Genomic DNA, 25,605 nt, shown 5'->3' on the forward strand with positions numbered 1-25,605 from the left:
CTAAGAATAGATTCAATTTTATTAGGAATAGTAAGGGAATCCTTTACAATCCCGGCCTTAATCTCACAGGTAATATTCCTTATCATTAATATTTATTTTTTGATTAATAGCTCTAGAAGGAACCTGCTCATAATTCTAAGCGTAATCTTTTTGGCAATATGTTCCCTGGTAACAATTGGTAGTTTTTTCAATTAATGCGTAAATAAATTACTCACTAACCTTTACTCAATTTTTCTAACCACCGGGTTAAAAGCCTTGGAGGCCACCAAAACCTGGTCGCCTGCTTTGATGTTACTGACTTCCTTTTGCATGCAAACCACCTTTATCACATTTCTTCCAATTAAAATGCTGAGAATGGTCACCACTCCTTCAGGTTTAATCTCCATAACTTCTCCTGAAAACTGGAATTTTCCGCTGAGTTTACTTTTCGTGAAAATTTCCACAGGTTTTTCTTCTTTGGTAATTTGCCCATTTTCAAGGACAAGAACTTTATCGGCCAGTTTTATAATTTCACCTGGATCATGGCTTATTAAAATTGTGGTAAGTCCAAATTGTCTGTGCACTTTCAGAATATAATCCTGCAATTTGCCCCGAATGCCATGATCTAAGGCTGAAAGCGGTTCGTCCAGAAGTAAAATTTCAGGTTTCCTTACCAGGGCCCGCGCCAGTGCCACCCGTTGTTGTTGTCCGCCGGATAACGTTGCGGGCTTTCTATCCCGAAGTCCGTGTAGTTCCATAATGGAGATTAATTCTTCAAGATGGGATTTGTTGTTTTTATCGGCTGAAGCAAAATTAAGGTTTTCCTCCACGCTCATATTTGGGAAAAGGGCATAATCCTGAAAAACAAATCCTATTTTGCGTTTTTGTGGCTCTAGAAATTGCTTTTCTTTGGTATTCAACCAGGTTTCGGCGGCAACTTTCATTTTTCCTTTTTCTGGAGAAAGGAATCCTGCCATCATCCGTAATATTGAAGTTTTTCCCGCTCCCGATTCTCCGTAGATAACTACAAAAGCGCCTTTTTCAATAGTAAATTTCACGTCCAGCAACATTTCTCCATGAGGCGCTTGCAATTTCTTTTGAAATTCACATTGAATCATCTCCAAAACTTTTTTCCGTTATTGATAAAATAGACGAGCAGCAATATTGTAAAACTTATTACAAAAAGTACAAAGGAAAGTTGATTGGCTGAGTCATAATTAAGGGCTTCCACTTCATCATAAATAGCAATGGAAGCCACGCGCGTTTCCCCGGGAATATTCCCGCCAATCATCAGTACTACCCCAAATTCCCCAACGGTATGGGCAAAAGTAAGGACCATTCCGGTGAGCAGGGAAGTTTTAATATTGGGCAAAAGAACTTTTGAAAAGGTATTGAATTTAGATTTCCCCAAACTATAGGAGGCTTCCCGAAGATTTTGGGGCAAAGCTGCAAACCCCGACTGAACAGGCTGTACCATAAAAGGCAGGCTGTAAATTACCGAGGCCAGTACGAGTCCGCTGAACGAAAAAACCAGCTGTATTCCCAAAGTGTCATTCAGCCATCTTCCGAAAAAGCTGGAATTTCCCAAGGCAATCAGCAGGTAAAATCCGAGTACAGTGGGTGGTAAAATTATGGGCATACTTACCACTGCTTCCACTACGGGTTTTAATCTGGTTTTTGTATGTGCAAGCCAGTAAGCCAGCGGAACTCCAATTATTAACAATATAAGGGTGCTGATGGCAGCCAGTTTAAAGGTAAGAAGTAAAGGTTCCCATTCGATCATTCCGAAAGCATTATTTCATTGGATTTTACCATTACTATTACTTCAGTATTTTTGCTTAATTGCAGTTCTTCTATGGCCGTATTGGCAATAACTGCAGTAATTTCACCCTGTAACGTACTAATTTTTATTTCGCTTAAAAGTTCTCCTTGCAGAATTTTTATTATCGTGCCCGGAATTCTGTTCTCAATGCTTATTGCTGAAAATGGCCCACACGCCAGGATGACTTCAGTTTCTTTAAAAAGTAAATTAATTTCTTTTCCGGTCCTAAGATAGGAAGCAGTTTCAGGAGTTTCCACAACTATTACCTTCAGCTGAAGTCCCTTTACTAAGATACTGAGCATAGATAAACTCCCGCTGCTATGTATTGCCGATATTTCTCCTTTTAAAGTATTCATTTTGCCGGTTGATAACCATATTCCCGAAGTATTTGCTGCGCTTCAGGAGAAAAAAGGAATTTATAAAATTTTGCCGCGTTTTCTGTTCTTTTTTCTTCTTTCTGCGGAATAAGCACCACGCCCTGTTCAATTGGAGGATAAACATCAGCATTCAGGCTTAGCCATTGGCCTTTCCCTTTCATTTTTGGGGATAAAACCACAGATTGTGCGGTAAAGCCAATTTCAGCAGATTCAGAAAATATAAATTGGTTTACTGAAGAAATGCTTTCCCCAAAAACCAGTTTCGGCTTTACCTGATCATATACTCCGGTATTTTTTAAAAATATTATCGCCGCCGAACCGTAAGGTGCTGTTTTAGGATTTGCAACAGCAATGTGTTTAATCCTATTATCCTGAAGTAATTCTACAGAAGGTTTCAGACCATCTTTTAAAGTCCATAAAACCAGGCTGCCGTAGGCATAAATTTCAGGCTTTTGGCTTACAATTCTGCTTTTATAAAGTTCATTAGGATATTTTGTGTTGGCAGAAACAAAGATATCATAGGCTGCACCGGCCTTTATTTGTGCAGTTAATTTACCGGAAGAACTTACAATGGTTTCACAGGTAATCCCTGTCTTCTCAGAAAATTCCTGTACCAGTTCTTTCATAGCGAACTGCATATTAGCCGCGGTGGCAATCCTTAACTGTACGTTTTCTTTTTTATTTGAACAACTAAAAAAAATCAAGATTGTCAGCAGAAAAACTCCATTTTTGATGGGCGATGTTATGCACTTAAATTTCAAAAAATTATTTTGTTGTAGCAGGATTATTTATTTCTGAAGTTTGTATTTTTTTCAGGGCAGCCTTGGATTCTTCCGGAGTATTTGCATTCATTAGTATAGTATCATCTTCCGGAAAAACCAGCTGTACATCCGAATTTAGTAAAAATCTACGCGGCCCCGATTGATTTTCTCCTATAAATTCTGCGGCTGGGAGAAATGATCCCGGTTCCCAGATGGCGCATAAAGGTTCGGGCAGTTTCTTTTCACCTGTAGCAAAGGCAGTAGCAGTTTTTTCATGATTTCTGGAGGTTATTAGCTGTTGCAAATCCTTCTCCCGCAGCAGGGGCATATCGATGGCAATTACAAGCCAGGCAACATTTGGAAATTGACGATGTGCACTATATATTCCATTAAAAGGGCCGGGAAAATGATCATTATCGGCTATAGTATTAAAATCAGCACTGATATTATTCATCTGGTCACCATGAAGGCTTATAAAAACTTTGTCACATAGTTCATCCAGCATTTTGTACAAGTATTTCCGTTGAGACTCACCGTAATAGGAAAGCAGACCTTTATCTTTTCCCATTCTGGTACTTCTGCCGCCACAAAGAACCAATCCGTATAAATTATTCTGTTTATTAATCATTTTTTAAAGGGAATTGAGTAATCTCATTTTTTGTGATTCAAAAACTAACTGCTCAGCGGGCTAAAATTAACCATTATGAAATTAATATTTCTTGTACTGCAGGTGAATTTATCTGAATTTTCAGGGAAAGTTTCCGAAGTTATTTCTGTTAAATAATATTTAAAACACAATGTTGCTTCTTCTTGTTGTGCTTTTTGATGTAAATTTTTAGAGCGAATCTTTTCACGCTGATTTTTTCTGAAAATATCTTTCTATAAGTATGCTGAAGAAAACTGCAATGGAAATGTAAGCATGCAATCAAAAAATTATGAAGGAAAATTCTAATCCGGGGCAGTCCAAACCTGTACCTATTAAAAAGGAAAAAATCAATCTTACTATTAACGGGGAAAAGCAGGAGATTAAAATTGAGGCGTGGACATCTATATTAGATCTTCTGCGGGAACATTTACATCTTACCGGAACTAAAAAGGGCTGTGACCACGGGCAATGTGGTGCCTGTACGATTTTGCTCGACGGAACAAGAATTAATTCCTGCCTTAGTCTTGCAGTAATGCATGATGGAGCTGAAATTACAACTGTTGAAGGACTTGCCAAAGGAGATCAGCTGCATCCGGTACAGGAAGCTTTTATGGAACATGATGCCTTCCAGTGCGGGTATTGTACGCCGGGTCAAATTTGTTCCACTATAGGGCTTATTAATGAAGGGAAAGCCAAAACCCTGGATGAAATCAGGGATTTAATGAGTGGCAACATCTGCCGTTGCGGCGCTTATAATAATATTGTTAAAGTAGTGCAGGAAGCACTGGAAAGAAATAACCAATGAGACCATTTACATTTACGAAAGCTCAGGATATACATTCGGCGGTAAAAGATATTTCTGAAAAGGAGCACGCGAAATTCATTGCCGGGGGCACGAATCTTTTAGATTTGATGAAAATAGATGTGATGCAGCCGCAGCGTATAATTGATATTACCGGCCTTGCTTTAAACAAGATCGAAGAGACAGAAGAAGGAGGTTTACGCCTTGGAGCTTTGGTAACCAATGCAGATACTGCGTATAATGAAGAAGTACATAAGCGATATCCTCTTCTTTCTCATGCGATTCTGGCCGGAGCATCCCCCCAGTTAAGAAATAAAGCAACAAACGGGGGAAATTTGCTGCAGCGTACCCGCTGTTATTACTTTTATGACAATACCACGCCTTGTAACAAGCGGCAGCCGGGAACTGGTTGTTCTGCAATTAACGGTTATAACCGTATGCACGCCATTTTAGGTGCCAGTGAAGAGTGTATTGCCGTACATCCATCAGATATGTGTGTGTCGCTGGCCGCTCTTGGGGCAGTGGTGCAGGTGGAGGGGCCTGAGGGAAAACGCGCTATTCCTTTTAATGATTTTCACCGCCTGCCGGAAAATCAGCCAAAAAAAGACAGCAATCTTTCAGAGAACGAAATTATAACTTCTATAGATTTACCTCCCGAAGGTTTTGCTGAAAACTTCGCGTACCTTAAAAACCGGGACAGGGCTTCCTATGCCTTTGCATTGGTTTCTGTAGCGGCAGGGCTTCAGATAAACAAAGAAAAAATAATTGAAGCCAGAATTGCTTTGGGAGGAGTGGCTCATAAACCCTGGCGGGATAAAAAAGCCGAAACCCTGCTTCAGAATAAGGAAGCCACAAAAGAAAATTTTCAGAAAGTGGCAGATACAATTCTGAAAGGAGCAAAGGGGTATATATATAATAAATTCAAAATTGAATTGGCCAGGCGATCAATTGTTCGGGCACTAATGCAGGCTGCAAAAAAAGAATAATATGGCGACAGATTATATAGGAAAACCAAAAAACAGGATAGAGGGCCGTGATAAAGTGACCGGAGCAGCCAAATATGCCGCAGAATTTCATGAACCAGATCTTTTGCATGGGGTTGTGGTTTCGGGAGCGATTGCTAAAGGCAGGATTAAGAATATTAACACTTCAAAAGCTTTGGAACTGGATGGTGTGGTGCAGGTTTTTACCCATGAAAATACTCCCAGCCTTGCCTGGCTTGATTTAAGTTATAAGGATATGGATGCGCCTCCGGGAGATCCTTTCCGGCCGCTCCACAGCGATGAAATTCAGTTTAACATGCAGCCGGTTGCACTGGTAGTGGCTAAAAGCCTGGAACTGGCAAAATATGCTTCCCACCTTGTAGAAGTGGAATATGAAGAGAAGGAGCATGATACTAAACTAATTGATAACCTTGAAAAGAGCGAAAAGGGAATTGGCTTAAGAGCCGGGTTTGAACCTCCAAAATCCATTGGAGATTTTGAAAAAGCTTTTGATTCAGCTGAAGTAAAATTAGATTTAGAATATTTTCATGGGGCAGAGCATCATAACCCCATGGAAATGCATGCTTCCACAGTGATTTATGAAGAAGACGGAAATTTGACTATTTATGATAAAACCCAGGGGGTGCTGAATAGCAGGCATTATGTTTCTATGGTTTTTGGTATTTCCCGAAAGAAAATCAAAGTACTTTCACCATACGTAGGAGGCGCTTTTGGTTCCTGCCTGCGGCCGCAATATCAATTATTTATGGCTGTTTTGGCTGCTACACAATTAAAGCGATCAGTAAAGGTTGAACTTACGCGTCCGCAAATGTTTTCTTTTGGTCACCGTCCAATTACTATCCAGAATTTAAAAATAGGAGCTTCACCCGATGGCAGGTTGAAAGCTATACATCATTCTGCCTATTCCGAAACTTCGCGTTTTGAGAAGTATATCGAAAATATCGTGAACTGGTCTGCTAAGTTGTATAACTGTGATAATATTGAAGAAAAATACCGGGTTGTACCGCTGGATATGTATACACCTCTTGATATGCGTGCGCCGGGTGGTGCTACCGGAGTATATGCTTTGGAATCGGCAATGGATGAGCTGGCTTATAAGCTAAAAATTGATCCGCTGGAGCTTCGGCTTAAAAATTATACTGAAGAAGACAAGAGTCAGGGAAAACCTTTTTCAAGTAAGACTTTAAAAGAATGCTATCGTCAGGCGGCAGAAAGATTTGGCTGGGAAAATCGTAATCCTGAACCGGGCTCCATGAAAGAAGGCCATCAGCTCATTGGCTGGGGAATGGCTACCGGAATCTGGGATGCCTTGCAAATGCCGGCCCGGGCGAAAGCTGTTCTTACAGCAGATGGTAAACTGGAAGTTGGAAGTGCCACAGCCGATATTGGCACCGGCACCTACACCATTATGGCACAAATCGCTGCGGAAACTCTAGGAATACCTTTTGAAAATGTTACTGCAAAACTGGGAGATTCTTCTTTGCCTTTTGCGTTAATAGAAGGTGGGTCCGCCACGGCTGCTTCGGTGGGATCAGCAGTGAAATCGGCGTGTTTAAAAGTCGCCAAAAAATTACTGAAGGAAGCCGGAAAACTGAAAAATTCTCCGTTTAAGGGCGCCGACCTGGAAGATGTAATTTTCGCCGATGCTAAGATTACAGATAAAAAAAATGCTGCCTGGAGCATCAGTATTTCCGAAGTAATGAAAAAAAGGGAAATAGATAAAATCAAAAAGAAATATGCCCTTATCCCAAATATGCTAAAGCAAAATAAGTACGGCCGTAATACCCATTCTGCAGTTTTTGCTGAAGTAAAAGTAGATGAAGATTTGGGAACCATTAAAGTTACCCGGGTGGTAAGTGCAATAGACGGCGGAAAGATCCTGAACCATAAAACTGCTCACAGCCAGATTCTGGGAGGAGTGGTATGGGGAATTTCCATGGCTTTGGAAGAAGACTCTTTTATGGATCACAACTTCGGAAGATTTATAAATCATGATTTAGCCGAATATCACATTGCCATTAATGCCGATATGCCCGATATTGATATTCTTTTTGTTGAAGAAGAAGACCATATCGTGAGTTCTGTAGGAGCCAAAGGCATTGGGGAAATCGGCCTGGTAGGGGTAGCGGCAGCTATAGGAAATGCCGTCTATCATGCCACCGGAAGACGCATCAGGGAATTACCAATTACTCTGGATAAAGCAATGGGCTTACATACGGCTAAAGCAGAACAAATTTAATTCTATGAAAAAGAAAATAACCTTAAAAGTAAATGGAAAGGAGCATGAAGTTAATGTGGATCCACAAACACCATTGCTTTATGTATTAAGAAATAATCTTGGATTAAAAGGGCCAAAATTCGGCTGCGGATTATCACAATGTGGGGCATGTATGGTGCTTTTTGACGGTAAGGCAAATCCTTCCTGTCTTAAGCGCGTTGACGAGGCAGCTGAAAAAGAAATTACAACCCTTGAAGGACTGGCCGGTGAAGATGGGAATCTTCATAAGGTACAACAGGCATTTATAGATGAGCAGGCAGCGCAATGCGGCTATTGCCTTAATGGGCTTGTTATGGCCTCAGTGGGACTTCTTTCTGAAAACTCAGATCCTTCAGATGAAGAGATCCAGGCTGCCCTGTATAGGAATATTTGCCGTTGTGGGGTTCATCCCCGGGTAATAAAGGCGGTAAAAAAAGCTTCAACTTCATAAATCAGCATTATGCAAACTTCAAGGAGAGAATTTATAAGACAGTTGGGATATGTTAGTATAGGATTTACCATTCTGGGAACCTCCTGCATGAACAGCAAAGAAAAACAGGGTGAAGGTGTTGACAGCGAAGCAGCGACAGACAACTCCAACCGGCCAGACAGGATTAATGCCTGGTTAAGGGTGCTTGAAGATGGCAGCGTACTTGTGCTTACCGGTAAGATGGAACTGGGACAGGGAATAAGGATTGCCGTGGCTCAAATGGCTGCTGAAGAATTAAATACCAATCCCGACCTGGTGGAAGTAAATTTAGCCGAAACAGGAGTTACTGCCAATGAAGGTTACACTTCGGGAAGTCATTCTATAGAAACCAGTGCCATATCTATAAGAAGAGCTGCTGCTGCAGCCCGGGAAAAATTGCTGAGCCTGGCTTCTGAAAAATGGAAGCTTCCAAAATCAGAAATCAGCCTGGAAGATGGGAAGATTATTGCCGGCAATAATAAAATGACACTTTATGACTTGCTGGAAGGAAGACAGCTGAGTGAAGAGATAGGGGAACCCACTGAATTCTACGGGAAAACCAGACGAAAATATGTAGGGCAACCAGTTTTACGAAAAGATATTTCTGCCATGGTACGGGCTGAACATGAGTATGTGCAGGATCTGGAGTTTCCTAACATGGTACATGCGCGCATCATCCGGCCGAGTTCCTATACTTCAAAACTGGCCTCTTTAGATGAAGCTGGGCTAGAAAATTTTCCCGGATTTTTAAAGCTGGTACGTATCGGCAGTTTCGTGGGAGTTATTGCAGAAGAAGAGTATGAGGCAGTAAAATTAAGCTGGGAGGTAAACAACCTTGCAAAATGGGATAATGATGAAGAATTGCCTGCAGATGTACCGTTGAAGGAATACCTGAAAACACTGGACGCTGAGGTAGAAACCGAAGAAGAGAATGGAGATTGGGAAAAGGCAATAAAGGAAGCACCTGTTCAACATAGTGCCGCCTATTATAAACCTTATATTATGCACGCCGCCAATGGACCTTCCTGCGCTGTGGCTTATTTTGAAAATAATGAACTTAGTGTATGGACGCATAGCCAGGGCGTTTATCCGTTAAGGGAAACCATGGCTGCCCTGCTGGGTCTGCCTGCGGAATCCATTCATGTAAAAGGAGTTCCCGGTTCCGGATGTTATGGGCATAATGGCGCCGATGATGTTGCTGCCGAAGCTGCCTTGCTGGCGGTAAATTATCCCGGGCGGCACGTAAGGCTGCAGTGGATGAGAAACGATGAACATTGCTGGGAACCTTATGGAACGGCAATGATTATGGAACTGCAGGCGGGGTTGGATGCCAGCGGAAAAATACAGGGTTGGAATTATAATTTTTGGTCAGATGGGCACAGCACAAGACCCAACGGCCAGCCCGAAACTTTGCTGCCTGCACGTTTTCTGGATAAGGGCCATGGTGTTCCAGGGATTGGATTTAAAGGTGGTGCGGTAAGAAACTCCACACCTTATTATAATATAGGTGCATTACGTACCACTTCCCATATTTTCCAGGGGCCACTTAGAAAATCGGCATTAAGGGGGCTTGGCGCTTATGGGAATATTTTTGGAATAGAATCTTTTATGGACGAGCTGGCCCATAAAGCAGGGAAAGATCCGGTGGAATTCCGTATAAATCATCTCAACGATGAGCGCGCGATTACTTGCCTTAGAAAAATAAAAGAACATACGAGCAATGTTCGCCCCGGCGAAAACGAAGGACTGGGATATGCTTTTTCACGCTACAAAAATTCCGCTTCTTATTTTGCCGTTGCCGCCCATGTTAAGAAGATGGATGATGGTATCTTTCGGGTAAAAAAGATGTGGGGAGTAATTGATTCCGGGGAAACTATAAATCCCGACGGGCTAAAGAATCAAACTGAAGGCGGAATGGTACAGGCTGCCAGCTGGGCACTTCGGGAGGAAGTCCGCTTTGATAAGGAACATATTATAAGTGTAGACTGGCATAGATATCCAATCTTCAGGTTTGAGGAAATTCCCGAAGTGGAGGTAGAAGTGATAGACCGGGTGAATGAGAAACCATTGGGTGCGGGCGAAGCAGCGCAGGGACCTTCTGCCGCTGCAGTGGCAAACGCCGTTTTCGATGCCACCGGAGTGCGGTACCGGGACCTGCCCATTAATCCTGTAGAAAAATATTTGCGCGAGCCGGAAGAATAGAAAGCTAAAAACTGGTTTATTTTGGGCGCAGCCTGCGGCCCGGGCTATCCGCTGTATCTTTTGCAGCGCTGCTGCGCCACAAAAGGATGCCGCTGCTATCCCTTGCGCAAAAAATTAAAAGCTTTGTAAAACTCACTAAGGATAATTGCGCAAATACTGTTAATGATATTCAACGAGGAAATAATAGAGATTACAATACCAGGTGGAAATTAGAAAAATTTATTGAGGATAGTAATATTCATGGTGGACGTCATGCTGAACTTGTTTCAGCATATTAATTATGAAAATGAAATTGTATAGGATATCCTAAATTCAGTTTTCGAACAGGAAAAAATTGATTAGCTAAAGTTGAAAATAACAGATAATTGATAATTATTAAACAGAAGGGAGTTTTTTAATAGCAAATACCTGTTTTCAAATTAATAAAATACTTCTTTGCATACATGAATGGTTCTAGAAAATAAATAGAAATTTGCGAATTTCGTTAATAAAAGTAGAAGGAAGAAGATTAGCTAAGAAGTTTAAATAAAACTATGACCCACGAGTTTAAAAGAATAATAGAATCCTGTTTAAATAATCAGGAAGAAAACATAAAGAGTGTACTCGCCACAGTAGTCGCTTTAGACGGCTCGTCTTATAGAAAACCCGGTGTACGTATGCTTATTGCCGAAAATGACAAAATGACAGGGGCTGTTAGTGGCGGTTGCGTGGAAAAAGAAGTTCTGAACCAGGCGCAGGAGGTTTTTAAAAAAGATACAGCAAAAGTAATGACCTATGATGGCCGCTACCGGTTGGGATGTGAAGGGATATTGTACATTTTGCTTGAACCATTTTCTGTTTCAGAAGAACTGGAGGCATTAGTTAAAAAAGCTTTCAGAGAAAGACAAAGTTTTTTTATAGAATCTGCTTTTAGAAAAGAAGAAAGCCAGGCTGCAGGAATGGGATCTGCAATCAGGTTTGGCGGTGGAAAGCAAATGGGATTTTCAGAAAAAATTTCAGCAGAAAGAACGGATGAATTTTCTGTTTTTCGCCAGGAAATAAAGCCGTTGTTCAGAATGCTGATTATTGGGGCAGAGCATGATGCTGTACAATTATGTTCGGCAGCATCATTATTGGGATGGGAAGTGCTGGTAAATGCTTCGCCTAAAGATCCGCGTACAAAAGCAAATTTCCCGGGAGCGCAGGAAGTTTTACATTTAATGCCGGAGGAAATTCAGCAACTGGAAATAGACAGTGAAACCGCAGTGATGCTCATGAACCACAGTTATGCCACCGATCTTAAATTTCTTCTCGCTCTTAAAAACTGCAGCGTGGTCTATATTGGTTTACTGGGTGCAGCTAAACGCCGGGAAAAGATATTCAATGCTTTTATAGAATATCATCCTGAAACAGATGCCGATTTCCTGGATAAAATTTATGGTCCGGCCGGATTGGACATTGCTGCGGAGACTCCGCAGGAAATTGCAATTTCCGTCATAGCTGAAATTCTCGCAGTGGTAAGGAAAAAACCAACCATTTCATTAAGGGAGAAAATGGGAAAAATCCATACTTGATTTTGAACAATACAGGGATCATTATTATCGCGGCCGGTGCATCCAGCCGAATGAAAAAAGCCAAGCAGCTTTTACCCCTGGATGACGGCATCTTATTGGGAAAAGTTATACAGGAGGCAGAAGCTTCAGTTGCTGCTGAGGCCATTATCGTTTTGGGTGCTAATTCAGAAAAAATTATTCCCAAAATCAGCCAATTTCGTTCCAACATTGTAGATAATAAAAACTGGCGGGAAGGGCTCGGTTCTTCAATAGCAGCCGGGATCAAATATTTTCTTCAGCATAAAAAAAACTATAGCGCTGCAATGGTGATGTTGGGAGATCAGCCATTGGTGGATTCCGTCTATATCAATTATTTGCTAAACCAAGCCAGTGAAAATCCATCAGCAATAATAGCTACAAAATATCCGGATTCGATTGGTGTCCCTGCAGTTTTTCCGCAGAGTTATTTTAAGGAGCTGGCTGCTTTGAAGGAAGATAAAGGAGCTAAAAATATCCTGGCACGTGAACATACTTCAGTTATTGCTTTAGATCCCGGAGAGCGCACACTTGATATAGACACTCCGCAGGATTACGAGAATTTTTTGAATAAATACACCAGGTAACACCTTCCTTTTTAGAAAGAGAATTTCATCTGCTAGCAATTTTTGGGGTGGGAGAGGCTTACACAAGTTCATGATAACGCCGTAAGATTATTGGTATTAAAGGATAATAATGATTTTTCAGGGAAGGTGGAAGAATATCAATTTCCTGACCTGATGATTTAGAATTAATTTCAGGCAGTTCATTGCCGAAGCTAAAAAGCTCTTATAATATCAATAAAATAAAAATGTTGAAAGTTTCTCATACTGGCGCGTAGAAACCTAAACTAAATATAAATTTTGACTAAATATTTAGTCAGTTTTTTAATTTCCTGTAGTTTTATAATTATCAGTAAACTAACAACAACCAAAATCTAAAATTTATGAGTAGTAAGAAGAAGAATTTTGCCCGTTTTGGCATGGCCGCTAAAGGGGCGGTATATTGTTTAATTGGAGTTTTAACTGCCCTTGCAGCTTTTGGACAGGGCGGACAGCAAACCGGGAGTAAAGGAGCTTTACAATACCTGGCGCAGCAATCCTATGGTCAGATTTTGCTTATTATTATGGGCCTGGGATTACTGGGTTATGTTTTTTGGAGATTTTATCAGTCAATTGGTAACCCTAAGGGATTACATGACGATGCCAAGGGTTATGCCAAGAGAGCTGCGTATTTTATAAGTGGACTTCTTTATGGAGGTTTGGCATATTATTCATTCAAAATGGCTTTTGGAAGTAGTTCTGGCGGCGGTAGCAAATCTATGATGGGATCTTTAATGTCCGGCTCGAATGGTAACACTATTGCAATTATAATAGGAATAGGAATGGCAATAAAAGCCATCTACGATATCTATAGGGCATATTCAGGAAAATTCAGGGAAGAAGTAGAAGAAGCTGGTATGGATCGAAAAGAGCAGAAACTTCTTGTAAATGCAGGGAAATTTGGACATACTGCGCGGGGACTGGTATTCGGACTTATGGCTTACCTAACTCTTAAATCTGGACTATCTAAAGGAAGTAATATCCAGACCCAAACGGATGCCTTCAGTTATATCCAAAATGAATTTGGTTCTGTTGTTTTAGGAATTGTAGCACTTGGACTGGTAGGCTATGGTGTTTATATGCTTATTAAAGCCAAGTATCCTTCTATTGTGGCTGACCTGAGATAAAGGATAAACTCCTTCAAAATTATTAAAAGGATCACTGCTTATTTGTAGTGATCCTTTTTTTCTTAGTAATAAAGTTAAGGAGGAAAATGTTATATTCAATAATGGGAAAATATTTCGAATTCCGATGCAGTTTTCTCGTAAAGAAAAGAACGGAAAAGGTTGTATAGTCTTGCATTTCGAGCGTCTTTTAAATGAAACAATAGTTACAAAGACAAAAGTCAAATCAACCGAAATGTTCTTCTAAGATAATGAATTATTGGAAAGCATGTATTCACCGAATCATTCACTGAAATGGATGAATTCATATGATATCAATTGATATCAGTAAAAATAAAAAACACTGAAAATCAATAGATTAACAGTGTTTTTATATCCTTTTTTGATAAGGTTCGTCGGGGTGGCAGAACGCTTCTAAAACGCTGAAACCCCCGGTATTTATATGGTTTCACGCAGTTCTAAATTTTTGAACTCACGATTAACTCACAATTTAAATAGAACGTATTGGTGCAGTTTGATATTCTGACCTAACCAAATATAATAAAAATTGTAGTAATTATTCAGTACAAGTTTCATTTCCAGACCCGACTCAAAATCTATTAAATCATTACCATCTCATTTTAGCTGCTTTTTTGACAACCCACAACCTTTATTATCATTTTTATATTTACTTTTTTACGTATGATACATTACAACAATACTGTGATGATGCTCAATATATATTATAAATTATTTTTTTATCATAATTAAAATCATATGTACCAGGAGTCCAGTCATTGGAAAACCACCCATTATAATTACCTGACCATCCCCAATTCATGCTAGCATAAAAATAGCCATTAGCTCCTAATTTAATCTGATAACTATAGTCTGGATCTTCAGGATCTGGTCTGGGATCATCATTTTCTTGACAAACAAAAATTGTAGAAAGTCTGTAACCATCACATACCCATGCATGACCATCATCATATCTATTGAATATCCACCATCCACTGTTTCGCCCTCCCGTAAGTATTACAGGTCTTTCATTTTCAATTTCTTGTTTAAGAATTTGATTGCCAGAATAACCCGAATAATCTGAAAGTTGAACATGATTATAACCAAATGAGTTTAGTGCCATTATTGTTTCCTCCTTATTGGCACCGGAAACTTCACATCCGAATTCCATATTTGCGGCTATTGCTACATCTTTTAATAAGTTTGCTGTCTGTGGTGATCCACCTATATTTGGCATTTGAATCCAACTATAAGTAGAAGGCTTCTGATGATATTTCATAATTTGACCTATACTTGTGGCCACACATCCTACAGGAGGTTTACCATTACTGCGTTGTGTACATCCAGCGTAGTCTAATGCATCATTATAACCTACTCCCTGACCCCATTCTGTTTGAGTAAAAGGTCCATACGTTTCGGTAAACCAGAATTGGGTTCCTTCGTCAGATTCAGAACATGGTGTTCCAATAAAGCTACCATAACCATTGGTAGCAATATTTTGGTAACTTGACATTTGTTTTCTCTCGTTCGGACTTTTATTTTCTATTTTGATGTCATCATCTCTAATCTTTTTTATTGTAGAATGTGTATAGATTCTAACCAGTTTAACAAATTTGCTGGTAATGTATCATTTCTATTAAATGGGAATTTGTTCTTTTCCGAATAGGCCAAAATTGGAATAGTTCTATCATCTGCAGAAACTATTATAAATCCACCCCCTTCGTAATTCATAATATAAGAGGTGGGATTTTTACCGTCTGGATTGACCACTAAATGTTCTTCAATTTTTTTATTTATAAAATTACTCGATTTTTTACCATCGCTTTTATAAAAGTTTTTTGAAATTTCTTTGGCATGCTCGAGATCAATAAAATGCTCCACTTGTTCAGATTCATTTTCTTGATTTGCATAATTTTCCTCCTCTATAGTAGGAGAACTGAAAGTATAATGCTTGTTACAAACAAGGATAAAACTCTTTTCATAGGTGATTGAAATTAAAAATTAGAAATAAAAATTAGAGGAGATTATTTATTTAATTGTGTTATTTTAATTCCGTCAAAGAAATTTCCATTTTGAAGGTCTATAAACAAAATCCTAATAGAGTCTGAAGTGTTTTCAGAAACCTCTATATAAAGTTCAGTAGCACTTCTTCTTTCTATTGTGAATTCGTCTTCTTGTAGAAAAACAAATCCATCAGAATTTTCAGTTACTTTAAAATTAGAACGATTAAATACCACATTATTTATCCACCAACTTTCCCCTTCTGAGGTAATGATTATAGAATCATTCTTGGATGAAAACTCAACAAAATTCTGGGATAATTTTATATTATTCTCCCAATCTCCTTCTTTTTGTCTTTCAGAGCAGGAAAGAGAAAGCAAAGAAAAAAATAATATAATAAAAAAAGTATATTTAAACATAATCTTTATTGAATATCCGTAAGCACTCATAATACAAATATTTAATGTAAATTTCCTGAAAACTACTGCTATGAACCTATTTACTTTTACAGCAAATTTTGATAGTGAAGAGTCCTGCCGCATGCATTTTAAAGAGCAGCGGGATAAAATCGAGGTTGTTTGCAAATGTGGAGGCCGGGAGCATTTCTGGATCAAAAGCAGGTGGAGCTATGAGTGTAAAACAATGCAGGAGCAGGATCTCCCTTCGCAGTGGGACGATTATGCAAAGTTCAAAGCTTTCTTTTTTGACCTGGTACAAAACCATGTTTTTGATGAGTGCCACTAAAAAAGGATTTTCCAGTAAAGAGATCCAGACCCAGCTGGGCTTGAAAAGATATGAACCGGTTTGGGCGATGGTGCACAAAATACGAAAAGCGATGGGCAACAGGGATGCCCGCTATACTTTAGAAGGAATGATCGAGATGGATGAAGGCTATTTTACAGTGGAATCATCTGAAGTGGCACAGGATAAAGGTCTCCGTGGACGGGGAGCTGCCGGAAAACAAAATGTGGCCATCATGGCAGAATCCACTCCTTTGGAGGATATAAAGACCGGAAAAAAATCAAGACAGGCCGGCTATTTTAAGGCAAGGGTTCTCACCAGTCATGCGGCGGGGGAAATTAATCAAACGCTACGTGAATCTATCGATGAAAAGAGTATCGTGTTTACCGACAAAAGCACTTCGTATGTGGATATAGCTGATTATGTTGAACTTCATATCAGCCAAAAATCCAACAAAGACACTACCAAAGAAACTTTAAAATGGGTGCACCTTGCCATCAGCAATGCAAAGCGGAATCTGCTAGGGAACTACCATAAAATCAAGGGAAAATATTTACAACTCTACCTAAATGAATTTGTCTATAAATTAAACCGTAGATATTTTGGAGAACGCCTCTTTGACCGGCTCATAATTGCCAATATCACAGGGTTATGACATCAAACGGATATTCAATTAATCTTTAATGTTTAGTTAAATATATAATATATTATTTAAAAAGTAAAAAAAATAATTCTATTTCTTGTCTCTGGATATGTAAGAGTTGAGTAGTTCTTCTTCAATTTAAAAATTTTTATTTTAAAATATGCGGAATGACCTAATCTGAAGAAGAAAACAGGGGGTTGGAACTAATTATTAACTCACAATTTAAATAGAACGTATTGGTGCAGTTTGATATTCTGACCTATCCAAATATAATAAAAATTGTAGTAATTATTCAGTACAAGTTTCATTCAATTTTATTGAGAATCTTAACAGGATATTCCATCAATACTTCCCAAAAAGGGTTTCCAGAGGATTTTCCCGACCAATACTTTTCTGCCATAATCTCCATGCCTATAATACTTCCTCCTTGTCTTAGAAATGACATATCTGCTTTAAAATAACGATCACATTCGACTTCAAAGATTTCTCCCTCCCCATCAAATGTTATTTCCCTTAATCGCTTTGCATCTTCCAGATTCAAACAGCCAAAGGATACCGTGAATCGCGAGTTTCTCTCAGGGAATTTTAACTTTCTTACTAACTCAAAAGTCATTTCAATTAAAAACTCATTATCAGTAAATCCTTGATTTGGACCGGTGGACTGAAATGTATTTAGCAAGAAAATTTCACCATGTTTGGCAATTCCATCTGGATATTGTTTTCTAATAGAACTTTTAAAATCTTGAGATGAATATAGATATTCACCTGCTATACTGTTATCAAATTGACCTAATTGGAAACTATCGATTCCACTTAAATTTGTTCTGGTGACATGAAAAAACTTAGGCATTTTCTATGTGATATTTTATACAACATAAAAAAACCTTGCATCAATAAAAGTATCTGCAAGGCTTTTCAATCATGAAAAATCCAAAATTAATTTTTCTTTAATAGCTGCTCCAAATAAGCAACCTTATCCTTTTCAGCTTGGACTAGCCTTTCATAAAGTTTTTTATTTTCCTCGTAGGATTTTTTAAGTTCCTCTAAAGGATTAAAAGAACAATGATTATTATACACTTGGCCTGTACTATTATCATAGAAATTGCTGAAATAATTAAATACCGCTTCTTCAGAAAAATTTTCAATGGCTTCTTTAGTTACTCCCAATATCTTGGCTACACTTTCCAGTTTTTCATCTTCAATTTTTTCACTTTGTTCTAAGTGGGAAACGCTTTGTTGGCTAATGCCTAATTCCTCGGCAAGGGTTTCCTGTTTCATTCCACGAAGCTCACGAATGCGGGCTATTTTACGACCTATATGGTTGGGGTTGATAGTTGTTGTCATAATCTCAAAGATAATCAATCTTTTTTATTTCATTCCTTGGCTTGGTAAAAAACAAACCATTTCTGGTAGGATACAAGTTGTATTGGTTCGGTAAAAGAATTACGGTTGTTACTTTACTTACTATTAAGATAGAATAAATTTTTTGTCTATGAAAATTGGAGATAACATACAAGAGATAAGGGAAAGGGAAAAGAACTATAAAAGGAGCTATATGGCAAGTTGCCTGGGAATATCAACACGGGCGTATTGCAATATAGAGAACAATATCACGGATATTACCTTAACCCGATTGGCACAAATATCTGATATATTAGATTGCGACCCCTTGTATATATTACGGTATAAAGAAATCAAAGATGATTTTATTACTAATCTCCGCAACCATGATAAACCCGCCACTAATACAGTTAAATCCAAATGAAATTCAGTTGCAAATGGAATTATTGGAAACCCAGAAAAATATTCTCGGACTTCTGGAAAATCTACTAACTAAAGAGAAAATCCAAATTGTAAAATGAGTACCGGAAAAAACATTGCTACAATTAGAATATTAAAGGGGTTAAAACAAGACGCCTTGGCCAGGATTATGGGTTTAAACCAAAATTCTATTTCAGTTATTGAAAATAAAAATAAAGTAGACGACGACCTTTTAATTAAAGTTGCTGATGCCCTGCAAGTTACAGTGTATTTCATCATAAATTTTGATAGAACAAAAATGTTTGAAGTAATTAATGAACCAGAAAAACAGGTTTTGAAAATATCCAAAAAGGAAGATACTCCTTTAAATTTAGAAGCAAAGGTCATCGAACTTTACAAACGATTGGTGACCTGTAAAAAAAATAGGTTATGATTATTGGACATAAGATTGAAACGATTAGAAAATTGCGGGGACTCTCGCAAGCTGAACTAGGTAAGTCATTAGGGGGAATTAGTAAACAAGCAGTAAGTAAAATTGAACAGCGCTCCAGTATTAATGAGATTACCTTAAAAAATATTGCTAAAATATTAGACATCACTCCTGAAGGATTAAAAAGATTTGACCCGGAAACCGTAATATTAAATATGATTGAACCCGTTAGCAAAATTGAGGTTATAATCGACAATTCCGATAACCCCATGAGCAATACGATGAAAGATATATGTTTTTTCTATGAAAAATTATTAAGGTCTGGAAAGAAGATAAAACCATAGTTACACTTTAAATAAAGATTTGAAAATGAAACGAAGTGCAAGATGTGTGCCTGTGGGCACAATCTTGATTGCTCCCGATGGTCGCAATAAAAAAGAGATGTTTAAGGGGAGGCGCCTAATTAGTATTTAACCTTACTGGACATACTTTGAAACAATGCTTTCAATATCGTCTTTAATAAACTCCCAGTATTTACCCATTAAGCAAATAGGATCAAAATCATCATCAGCTTCGGTAAAATCCGTAAAGTTTTTAAGTATTAATATTTGGTCGTGACTATAAGGATAACGCTGTTTGTGCAGTTGTAACATTTGTTTCAGATTGTAGGAATCAAATAGCGCGTGCAGATCCCAAAAATCTTTTTTACGGCCTCCTCGTTGAACAACATCTACTTTCATCGCGATAATTTCTTCTAGACTGGCCATACGAATCGAATCTTCCACAAATGGAGGCTGAATAAAAGTATCCGTATAAAATGTATCCAGTTTGATAGCATTTTCTTGATTTCCCCCTATAAAATAAGATTTTCCGAAGGCCGGTTCTAAGGCAGAATGATCAACATAAGGGAATGTTTTTTCAAGATAGGATGTGATATTATTAAAGTCAATCGAACCATAATCCGCATCACTAAAAAGATCAATATCGATAGATTCCCGATGCCCAATTTGTAAGCTCAACGCGGTACCACCCACTAATCTGAACCCATCAAATTCTTTTGAAGCCATGAGCTGAATTAAACTCTCACGAAGTAAAGGGGTTACCGTTTTGTAGTAAAGCATCCTGGATAATTATTTTGTAGAAACCGTATAGGGTTTTCTGGATACTGAATGAAGGGCATTATCTACTATTTGTTTTCCGTAAAAACGAACGATTTCCTTCTTCTCAGTTTCATTGCCGCGTTCAAAAACCCTGCTGATAACCGCCTTACGCTGCTTCTGCCAATCAATCTTATTGATATTAGTATCCCAAAACAAGGATTCCCTAAGCAAGGATAAATTTGGGGTTTTTGATTGAAGCTTTTCTTTTTCTCTTTCTATTTCAAAATAGGTTTGTAAAATTGCTAAAGTGCCTTCTTCAAGTCCAAGTTTCTTTTCAATTTTTAGCGCCAGGGGTGTGTTTAAATTTCTTTTTCCATTAATAATGGCATTCAAAGTTTGCGGATGTTCCTTTATGGCCATCGCGAAGGGACGTTGCTTTATAGAATGCTTTTTTAGTTCACGTTTTAAAACAAGTCCCGGGTGAATACCTTTATACTTTAATAAATTACCCATATTACAAATATAAACAATATTGTTTATATTAAATAATAAGCAATTAAACCATTTACTTTTTTCATCTTAAGCATTTTCCTTTTGCGGCTGAAAAGAAAATAATATGTAAATCAGGATGAATAAGAAATTATGTCCTTTTCATTTACTTCTTCCAGCGCTGTCACATTACCTTTTGATGCCCAGCCTCTTCAAGCTTTGAAATTATAGAGGAGCTATAAATAGCACAGCGGTTTATGCGCTCCGGTTAATTTCAAAGCTTGTTATTTTAGCATCGAAAGGTAAGGTGATATAAGAAAGGTTCTTAAAGAAATTTTGAAATCCTGATTGGTGAATTTAAATTAATTCCTCTGAAAAAAGGCTTAAAATTAATGCGCTACTAAAACTCTTGAACATATTCATCTGTTACACATCCTTCGGAAGCATTTTTCACAGACTGTGCATATTTAAATAGAACACCATTAAAAGTTTTCATCTGGGGCTTTATCCATTTTTTACGACGCTTTTCAATCACTTCATCAGAAACCTTTAGTTTTAGCGTATTATTGACTGCATCTATTTCTATCAAATCGTTGTCTTCTACAAGTGCAATTAATCCTCCTTCAAAAGCTTCCGGGCTAATGTGTCCCACTACAAAACCATGTGTGCCACCACTGAATCTTCCATCAGTAATTAATGCCACAGTTTTTCCCAGCCCTGCACCAATTATAGCTGCAGTTGGTTTCAACATTTCAGGCATACCCGGACCGCCTTTTGGCCCGATATAACGGATGACAATCACATCACCAGGCTTAATCTTACCTGTACTAATCCCCTTGCTGAATGCTTTTTCACTATCAAAAACACGTGCTGTTCCTATAAATCGTTCACCTTCTTTTCCACTTATTTTGGCAACGCTGCCCTGAACGGCTAGATTACCATATAATATCTGTAAATGTCCATTAGGTTTGATAGGATTCTCTAACGGCATCACGATTTTTTGGGAATTGAAATCAATATTCGGAATATCTTCTAAATTTCCCTCAACGGTTTTACCGGTAACTGTTAGGCAGTCACCATGCAACAGTTGATTGTTAAACAGGTATTTCATAACTGCCGGAATACCTCCATGTTTGTGCAGGTCTGCCATAAGATATTTACCGCTCGGTTTGAAATCTGCCAATACCGGCACTCTGTTGCTTATTTCCTGAAAATCATTTATACTAAGTGGGACTTGAACACTTTTAGCCATTGCGATTAAATGCAGTACAGCATTTGTACTACCACCTAGTGCAATAATCAAAGTAATTGCATTTTCAAAAGCTTTCCGGGTCATAATATCCCGAGGTCTTATATCTTTTTCCAATAATAGTTTAATTGCCTTTCCTATATTTGCACACTCCTTCTTTTTATCCTGACCTACTGCTGGATTGGATGAAGAATACGGCAGGCTCATACCTAAAGCTTCAATAGCACTCGCCATTGTATTAGCGGTATACATTCCTCCACAGGCACCTGCACCAGGGCACGCATGACGGACAATACCTTTAAAGTCATCCTCACTAATTTCCCCCGAAACTTTTTCTCCCCAAGCCTCAAAAGTATTTACAAGGTTAATTTCTTTCCCTTTATAGCGGCCGGGAGCAATTGCGCCGCCATATAACATGATACTAGGCCGGTTGAGCCTCCCCATTGCTATGATTGAGCCGGGCAAATTTTTATCACAACCAGGTATGGTAATGAGGGCATCATAATATTGTGCTCCAGCATTTGTTTCTATACTGTCTGCAATAAGATCACGACTTACCAAACTATATCGCATTCCAGGTGTACCCATACTAATTCCGTCGCTTACCCCAGTTGCATAAAAACGTAGACCAAGCAGGCCTTCGATCTGATTAATATGATCACGTACGATGGTGGCAAAGTTGTTCAGACTCATATTACAAGGATTTCCATCCCATCCCATACTAGCAATACCAACCTGCGCTTTGTTAAAATCTTCATCTTTAAATCCAATGGCATAATACATGGCTTTTGCACCAGGAAGTGTTTCATCCTGTGTTAATACACGCGAATACTTATTAATTATTTTTGTCATGATTATAATTTAAAGTTTATTTTACCTACTAAATATGAGATTTTAACCTACTGAGGGTTTCCGGAGAAATATTCAAATAAGCTGCAAGATTGGTATTGGATAATCTTTGTGTGAGTTCAGGGTTATCTTTAAGCAGACTACGATACCGTTCGGTAGCATTTTGAGTTAGCAAGCTACTTAGTTTAAAGTTTATTACCGTTAATCCATATTCAAGAATATAGATATACATTTTATTCCATTCCGGTATTGTATTTCTTAAATAAAAAAAGTCATTATAATTGATCACCATTAGTTCTGAGGTTTCCACAGCTTCTATATATTCCGGCGAAGGTTCTCTTGAAATAAAACTGACGATCGAGGTTAAAAATGTATGCTCAAAAGCCATAAACCGAGTTGTTGTATTGTAATTATTATCACTGTAATATAATCGGAGACAACCCTTATTAATAAAGAAAATTTTATCGGCTACAACCTTTTCTTTAAGTAATAATTTACCTTTTGGAGCTTTATAGGATTTGAAATAGGAAAGAATTTTATCAAGTTCCTTTTCGTTGATTTCTGTTTTTTTACGTATCAAATCTGCAAGCATCATCTTATTGAAAAAATCTAATTTCTTTAAGACCAAAATTATAGTAAATACATATTGAAAAAATTGATTAAGGTCAAAATCGACGCTTTTATTAATTAGACACTTAAATTAATACAGAAGAAAGAACTGTGATTTAGGCAATCAAAAAGCACCATTGCAGATGATTTTACGATGTATTTTCTTAACTACCATCTATTAAAGCTTTTTGGCTCGTGTCCAAGATAAAATGTAATGAACCTGTTTTGCTGAAATGAAGCTTTTGCAAAATGGAGGTTAAAGTGGTGAATGGTGAATTAGTGTAAAAATATTCTTCTGAAATAATTCAATATAGGACAAATTAAGATTTCCATTTTCTCCAATCTCTTTGAAAATTTGTCGCAAATTTGAGCCTGTTTATGCGGGTTTCCAAGCCATTTGACGCAAATTCGGTTAAAAGCGAAAAGAAAACAAACTATAAAAACTTGAAAATTAGGTGATTATATATTGGTAACATCGCGCAGCGTGTTATCCTCTTGCTTTTCAAATTGAAAAGCAAAACCCCGAAAAGCCGGGGTTTTAAATTCAGTAAAAATCCATGGCAATTTATCTTCGAATGACAATTTGATGGGTTTCTTCTTTCCCTGCAGCTCCTATTTTCATAAAATATTTCCCGGGCTTCAGTTTAGAAACATCCAAATTAAATGATTGACTGTTTAAATCGTATTCCTTTGTTTGTACTACAGCTCCATTGAAATCATAAATTATAATACTTCCTTTCTCCTCTTTATTATTACTTAATCTATCGTGTATCTGAGTGAGTTTATTAAGGGATGTATTTTCAATAATAATGTCTGTAGTAGCCGGATTAGGAGCAAAACTATAGGTATAGGATCTTGAGGAAGTATTTACAATAAAATATTTCCATTCACCCCAACCACAATTATTACTCGCCCTTGCTCTAAATTGAATTGTTCCCGGACCTGTAATTTCTATGTTTGCAAACCTTCCCGTACTCCCTTCACCATTGTTTACTGGATTTCCAATACTACCGAAGTTAGGGTTATATGCAACAAACTTAAAATTACCAAATACTCGCTCCCATTCCCAACTTGAGGAACCATCAGTACCTAAACCATTTAGTAGAAATCCTTCAATATCGCCTGTTCCACTATAAAGGGAAAAGTTGCAGGTGGTACTATAATAATCATAACAAAATGAGTCCAAAGCAACCAATGGTGTGGCTGCTTCAATAGTTCTTTCAATGGTTACTTCACTGCAACCATTATCAATTGTAAAACTTAGTTCTATGCTTCCTACTGACATAGAAGTGTCAAGCTCCAATGAAGCAGTACTACCAGTACCAGAAGAGTTTTCAAAAAAACTTCCAGGGCTAACTTCCCAAGTAACAGTTGAATTAGGTGGAATACCACTAGTATCTAAAGTATAGGTTCCTTCCTCACAAAATTCTGCAGGACCTACAATGATGTTTTCGCTTTTAGTTCCATAAAGACTTTGTATTCCGGCAATATCGTCACTGCCTAAGTACCTGTGTGATCCAGTATAGTTAGCAAGCATTAAGGACCCCGGTACTTCAGTATGGTCTAAGCCAATCGCGTGGCCTATCTCATGAGCAGCAACGGTGACGAGATCTATGGGATCATTTTGGTTATTTCTGAAATTCAATGTCCATGTTTCCGAATCGTCAAAATGTATATCCCCTGCGTCCTCACCGAAAGCATTCGGCGGTGGTCCTCCTAATGTATGGCCGAGAACTCCACCAGGTCCATCAAATGGTCCGCCATCACCATGATTAAAAGTAGCCCAAAGAATTATAATGTCAGCTTCATCCGCATCACAAACCTCTAAAAATGCAAGACTAGTTTGTTCGCTCCAAAAATTAAAACCATCTCTTATTGCTTCATTTTCATTATCGCCAGCTATGTCATTAGTACCATTGTCAATAAAATAAGTTATAATTCTATGATTCCAAGTTGTACCTATTGGGACAAAATATAATGAGGGGTAATCATTCTCTTGTATTATCCTTTCATTAGAAGGTCTGGTTGTTGGCCAATCATCGTAATAGACATCTCCATTGGATTGTCCATATATTGTGATTCCGAATAGTAAAAAAAATAATAGTAAAAGTTTTTTCATATTT

The 25,605-nt window shown here is 38.1% G+C and carries 26 protein-coding genes and 1 pseudogene; 12 read left to right on the plus strand and 15 right to left on the minus strand.

Annotated elements, in window-relative coordinates:
• Window positions 1-221 precede the first annotated feature (221 nt).
• Genes RM539_RS11900 through RM539_RS11920 form a run of 5 tightly spaced genes read right to left on the minus strand, consistent with a single transcriptional unit; the run spans window position 222 to window position 3,567 of the window.
• The gene (locus RM539_RS11900; RefSeq protein WP_311503625.1) at window positions 222-1,097 is read right to left on the minus strand and encodes an ATP-binding cassette domain-containing protein; all 876 of its coding nucleotides are present in this window, start codon (window positions 1,095-1,097) and stop codon (window positions 222-224) included.
• Window positions 1,094-1,759, minus strand: coding sequence for a molybdate ABC transporter permease subunit (gene modB, locus RM539_RS11905; protein WP_432264630.1), 666 nt, complete (start codon window positions 1,757-1,759; stop codon window positions 1,094-1,096). The genes RM539_RS11900 and modB overlap by 4 nt, the downstream gene beginning before the upstream one ends.
• On the minus strand, window positions 1,759-2,157 hold the full coding sequence (locus tag RM539_RS11910) for a TOBE domain-containing protein (RefSeq protein ID WP_311503627.1): 399 nt from the start codon (window positions 2,155-2,157) through the stop codon (window positions 1,759-1,761). Before RM539_RS11910 ends, modB begins: the two co-directional genes overlap by 1 nt.
• Window positions 2,154-2,939: a molybdate ABC transporter substrate-binding protein gene (gene modA, locus RM539_RS11915; RefSeq protein WP_311503628.1), complete on the minus strand. Its 786-nt coding sequence runs from the start codon at window positions 2,937-2,939 to the stop codon at window positions 2,154-2,156. The genes RM539_RS11910 and modA overlap by 4 nt, the downstream gene beginning before the upstream one ends.
• Before the next feature lie 4 nt (window positions 2,940-2,943).
• On the minus strand, window positions 2,944-3,567 hold the full coding sequence (locus tag RM539_RS11920; RefSeq protein ID WP_311503629.1) for an NTP transferase domain-containing protein: 624 nt from the start codon (window positions 3,565-3,567) through the stop codon (window positions 2,944-2,946).
• Between the two features lie 307 nt (window positions 3,568-3,874).
• On the opposite strand from RM539_RS11920, the gene RM539_RS11925 reads away from it, so the two are divergent.
• From RM539_RS11925 to RM539_RS11960, 8 genes are all read left to right on the plus strand, one after another.
• The gene (locus RM539_RS11925; RefSeq protein WP_311503630.1) at window positions 3,875-4,390 is read left to right on the plus strand and encodes a (2Fe-2S)-binding protein; all 516 of its coding nucleotides are present in this window, start codon (window positions 3,875-3,877) and stop codon (window positions 4,388-4,390) included.
• Window positions 4,387-5,373: an FAD binding domain-containing protein gene (locus RM539_RS11930; RefSeq protein ID WP_311503631.1), complete on the plus strand. Its 987-nt coding sequence runs from the start codon at window positions 4,387-4,389 to the stop codon at window positions 5,371-5,373. The genes RM539_RS11925 and RM539_RS11930 overlap by 4 nt, the downstream gene beginning before the upstream one ends.
• A 1-nt stretch (window position 5,374) precedes the next feature.
• Window positions 5,375-7,630: a xanthine dehydrogenase family protein molybdopterin-binding subunit gene (locus RM539_RS11935; protein WP_311503632.1), complete on the plus strand. Its 2,256-nt coding sequence runs from the start codon at window positions 5,375-5,377 to the stop codon at window positions 7,628-7,630.
• 4 nt (window positions 7,631-7,634) lie between these two features.
• Window positions 7,635-8,099 (plus strand): (2Fe-2S)-binding protein, encoded by a 465-nt coding sequence (locus RM539_RS11940; protein WP_311503633.1) that lies wholly within the window; start codon window positions 7,635-7,637, stop codon window positions 8,097-8,099.
• Between the two features lie 9 nt (window positions 8,100-8,108).
• Window positions 8,109-10,319, plus strand: a complete 2,211-nt coding sequence (locus RM539_RS11945) for a xanthine dehydrogenase family protein molybdopterin-binding subunit (protein WP_311503634.1) — start codon at window positions 8,109-8,111, stop codon at window positions 10,317-10,319.
• 533 nt (window positions 10,320-10,852) lie between these two features.
• Window positions 10,853-11,872, plus strand: coding sequence for an XdhC family protein (locus RM539_RS11950; RefSeq protein WP_311503635.1), 1,020 nt, complete (start codon window positions 10,853-10,855; stop codon window positions 11,870-11,872).
• Window positions 11,873-11,874: 2 nt separating this feature from the next.
• Window positions 11,875-12,474 (plus strand): nucleotidyltransferase family protein, encoded by a 600-nt coding sequence (locus tag RM539_RS11955; protein WP_311503636.1) that lies wholly within the window; start codon window positions 11,875-11,877, stop codon window positions 12,472-12,474.
• Window positions 12,475-12,833: 359 nt separating this feature from the next.
• Window positions 12,834-13,616 (plus strand): DUF1206 domain-containing protein, encoded by a 783-nt coding sequence (locus RM539_RS11960; RefSeq protein ID WP_311503637.1) that lies wholly within the window; start codon window positions 12,834-12,836, stop codon window positions 13,614-13,616.
• Window positions 13,617-14,325: 709 nt separating this feature from the next.
• On the opposite strand, the gene RM539_RS11965 is transcribed toward RM539_RS11960, so the two are convergent.
• The 3 genes from RM539_RS11965 to RM539_RS11975 all read right to left on the minus strand — a co-directional run bounded on the left by RM539_RS11965 (window position 14,326) and on the right by RM539_RS11975 (window position 16,060).
• Window positions 14,326-15,123: a C10 family peptidase gene (locus RM539_RS11965; RefSeq protein ID WP_311503638.1), complete on the minus strand. Its 798-nt coding sequence runs from the start codon at window positions 15,121-15,123 to the stop codon at window positions 14,326-14,328.
• Window positions 15,124-15,182: 59 nt separating this feature from the next.
• Window positions 15,183-15,491: a Spi family protease inhibitor gene (locus RM539_RS11970; protein WP_311503639.1), complete on the minus strand. Its 309-nt coding sequence runs from the start codon at window positions 15,489-15,491 to the stop codon at window positions 15,183-15,185.
• Window positions 15,492-15,634: 143 nt separating this feature from the next.
• Window positions 15,635-16,060 (minus strand): hypothetical protein, encoded by a 426-nt coding sequence (locus RM539_RS11975; protein ID WP_311503640.1) that lies wholly within the window; start codon window positions 16,058-16,060, stop codon window positions 15,635-15,637.
• Window positions 16,061-16,100: 40 nt separating this feature from the next.
• Between RM539_RS11975 and RM539_RS11980 the strand changes: the two are divergent.
• Window positions 16,101-17,007 (plus strand): annotated as a pseudogene (locus RM539_RS11980) (IS1595 family transposase).
• Window positions 17,008-17,299: 292 nt separating this feature from the next.
• Here RM539_RS11980 and RM539_RS11985 read toward each other — a convergent pair.
• The gene (locus tag RM539_RS11985) at window positions 17,300-17,845 is read right to left on the minus strand and encodes a DUF2441 domain-containing protein (RefSeq protein WP_311503641.1); all 546 of its coding nucleotides are present in this window, start codon (window positions 17,843-17,845) and stop codon (window positions 17,300-17,302) included.
• 86 nt (window positions 17,846-17,931) lie between these two features.
• Window positions 17,932-18,339, minus strand: a complete 408-nt coding sequence (locus tag RM539_RS11990) for a helix-turn-helix domain-containing protein (RefSeq protein ID WP_311503729.1) — start codon at window positions 18,337-18,339, stop codon at window positions 17,932-17,934.
• Between the two features lie 148 nt (window positions 18,340-18,487).
• Between RM539_RS11990 and RM539_RS11995 the strand changes: the two genes are divergently transcribed.
• The 3 genes from RM539_RS11995 to RM539_RS12005 all read left to right on the plus strand — a co-directional run bounded on the left by RM539_RS11995 (window position 18,488) and on the right by RM539_RS12005 (window position 19,530).
• Window positions 18,488-18,760 carry a helix-turn-helix domain-containing protein gene (locus RM539_RS11995; RefSeq protein ID WP_311503642.1) on the plus strand — a complete coding sequence of 91 codons (273 nt, stop codon included), beginning with the start codon at window positions 18,488-18,490 and terminating at the stop codon, window positions 18,758-18,760.
• 93 nt (window positions 18,761-18,853) lie between these two features.
• Window positions 18,854-19,189 carry a helix-turn-helix domain-containing protein gene (locus RM539_RS12000; protein ID WP_311503643.1) on the plus strand — a complete coding sequence of 112 codons (336 nt, stop codon included), beginning with the start codon at window positions 18,854-18,856 and terminating at the stop codon, window positions 19,187-19,189.
• Window positions 19,186-19,530 carry a helix-turn-helix domain-containing protein gene (locus RM539_RS12005; protein ID WP_311503644.1) on the plus strand — a complete coding sequence of 115 codons (345 nt, stop codon included), beginning with the start codon at window positions 19,186-19,188 and terminating at the stop codon, window positions 19,528-19,530. The genes RM539_RS12000 and RM539_RS12005 overlap by 4 nt, the downstream gene beginning before the upstream one ends.
• A 132-nt stretch (window positions 19,531-19,662) precedes the next feature.
• Here RM539_RS12005 and RM539_RS12010 read toward each other — a convergent pair whose 3' ends face one another.
• From RM539_RS12010 to RM539_RS12030, 5 genes are all read right to left on the minus strand, one after another.
• Window positions 19,663-20,253 (minus strand): nucleotidyl transferase AbiEii/AbiGii toxin family protein, encoded by a 591-nt coding sequence (locus tag RM539_RS12010; protein ID WP_311503645.1) that lies wholly within the window; start codon window positions 20,251-20,253, stop codon window positions 19,663-19,665.
• A 63-nt stretch (window positions 20,254-20,316) separates the two neighbouring features.
• Window positions 20,317-20,799 carry a helix-turn-helix transcriptional regulator gene (locus tag RM539_RS12015; RefSeq protein WP_311503646.1) on the minus strand — a complete coding sequence of 161 codons (483 nt, stop codon included), beginning with the start codon at window positions 20,797-20,799 and terminating at the stop codon, window positions 20,317-20,319.
• A 376-nt stretch (window positions 20,800-21,175) separates the two neighbouring features.
• Complete coding sequence (gene ilvD / locus RM539_RS12020) at window positions 21,176-22,876, minus strand: dihydroxy-acid dehydratase (RefSeq protein WP_311503647.1); 1,701 nt, start codon at window positions 22,874-22,876, stop codon at window positions 21,176-21,178.
• A gap of 28 nt (window positions 22,877-22,904) precedes the next feature.
• Window positions 22,905-23,468, minus strand: a complete 564-nt coding sequence (locus RM539_RS12025; protein WP_311503648.1) for a Crp/Fnr family transcriptional regulator — start codon at window positions 23,466-23,468, stop codon at window positions 22,905-22,907.
• Window positions 23,469-24,047: 579 nt separating this feature from the next.
• Window positions 24,048-25,601: a matrixin family metalloprotease gene (locus RM539_RS12030; RefSeq protein ID WP_311503649.1), complete on the minus strand. Its 1,554-nt coding sequence runs from the start codon at window positions 25,599-25,601 to the stop codon at window positions 24,048-24,050.
• Window positions 25,602-25,605: the final 4 nt, after the last annotated feature.

The sequence above is a fragment of the Autumnicola musiva genome (assembly GCF_031846585.1).
Taxonomy (GTDB): domain Bacteria; phylum Bacteroidota; class Bacteroidia; order Flavobacteriales; family Flavobacteriaceae; genus Autumnicola; species Autumnicola musiva.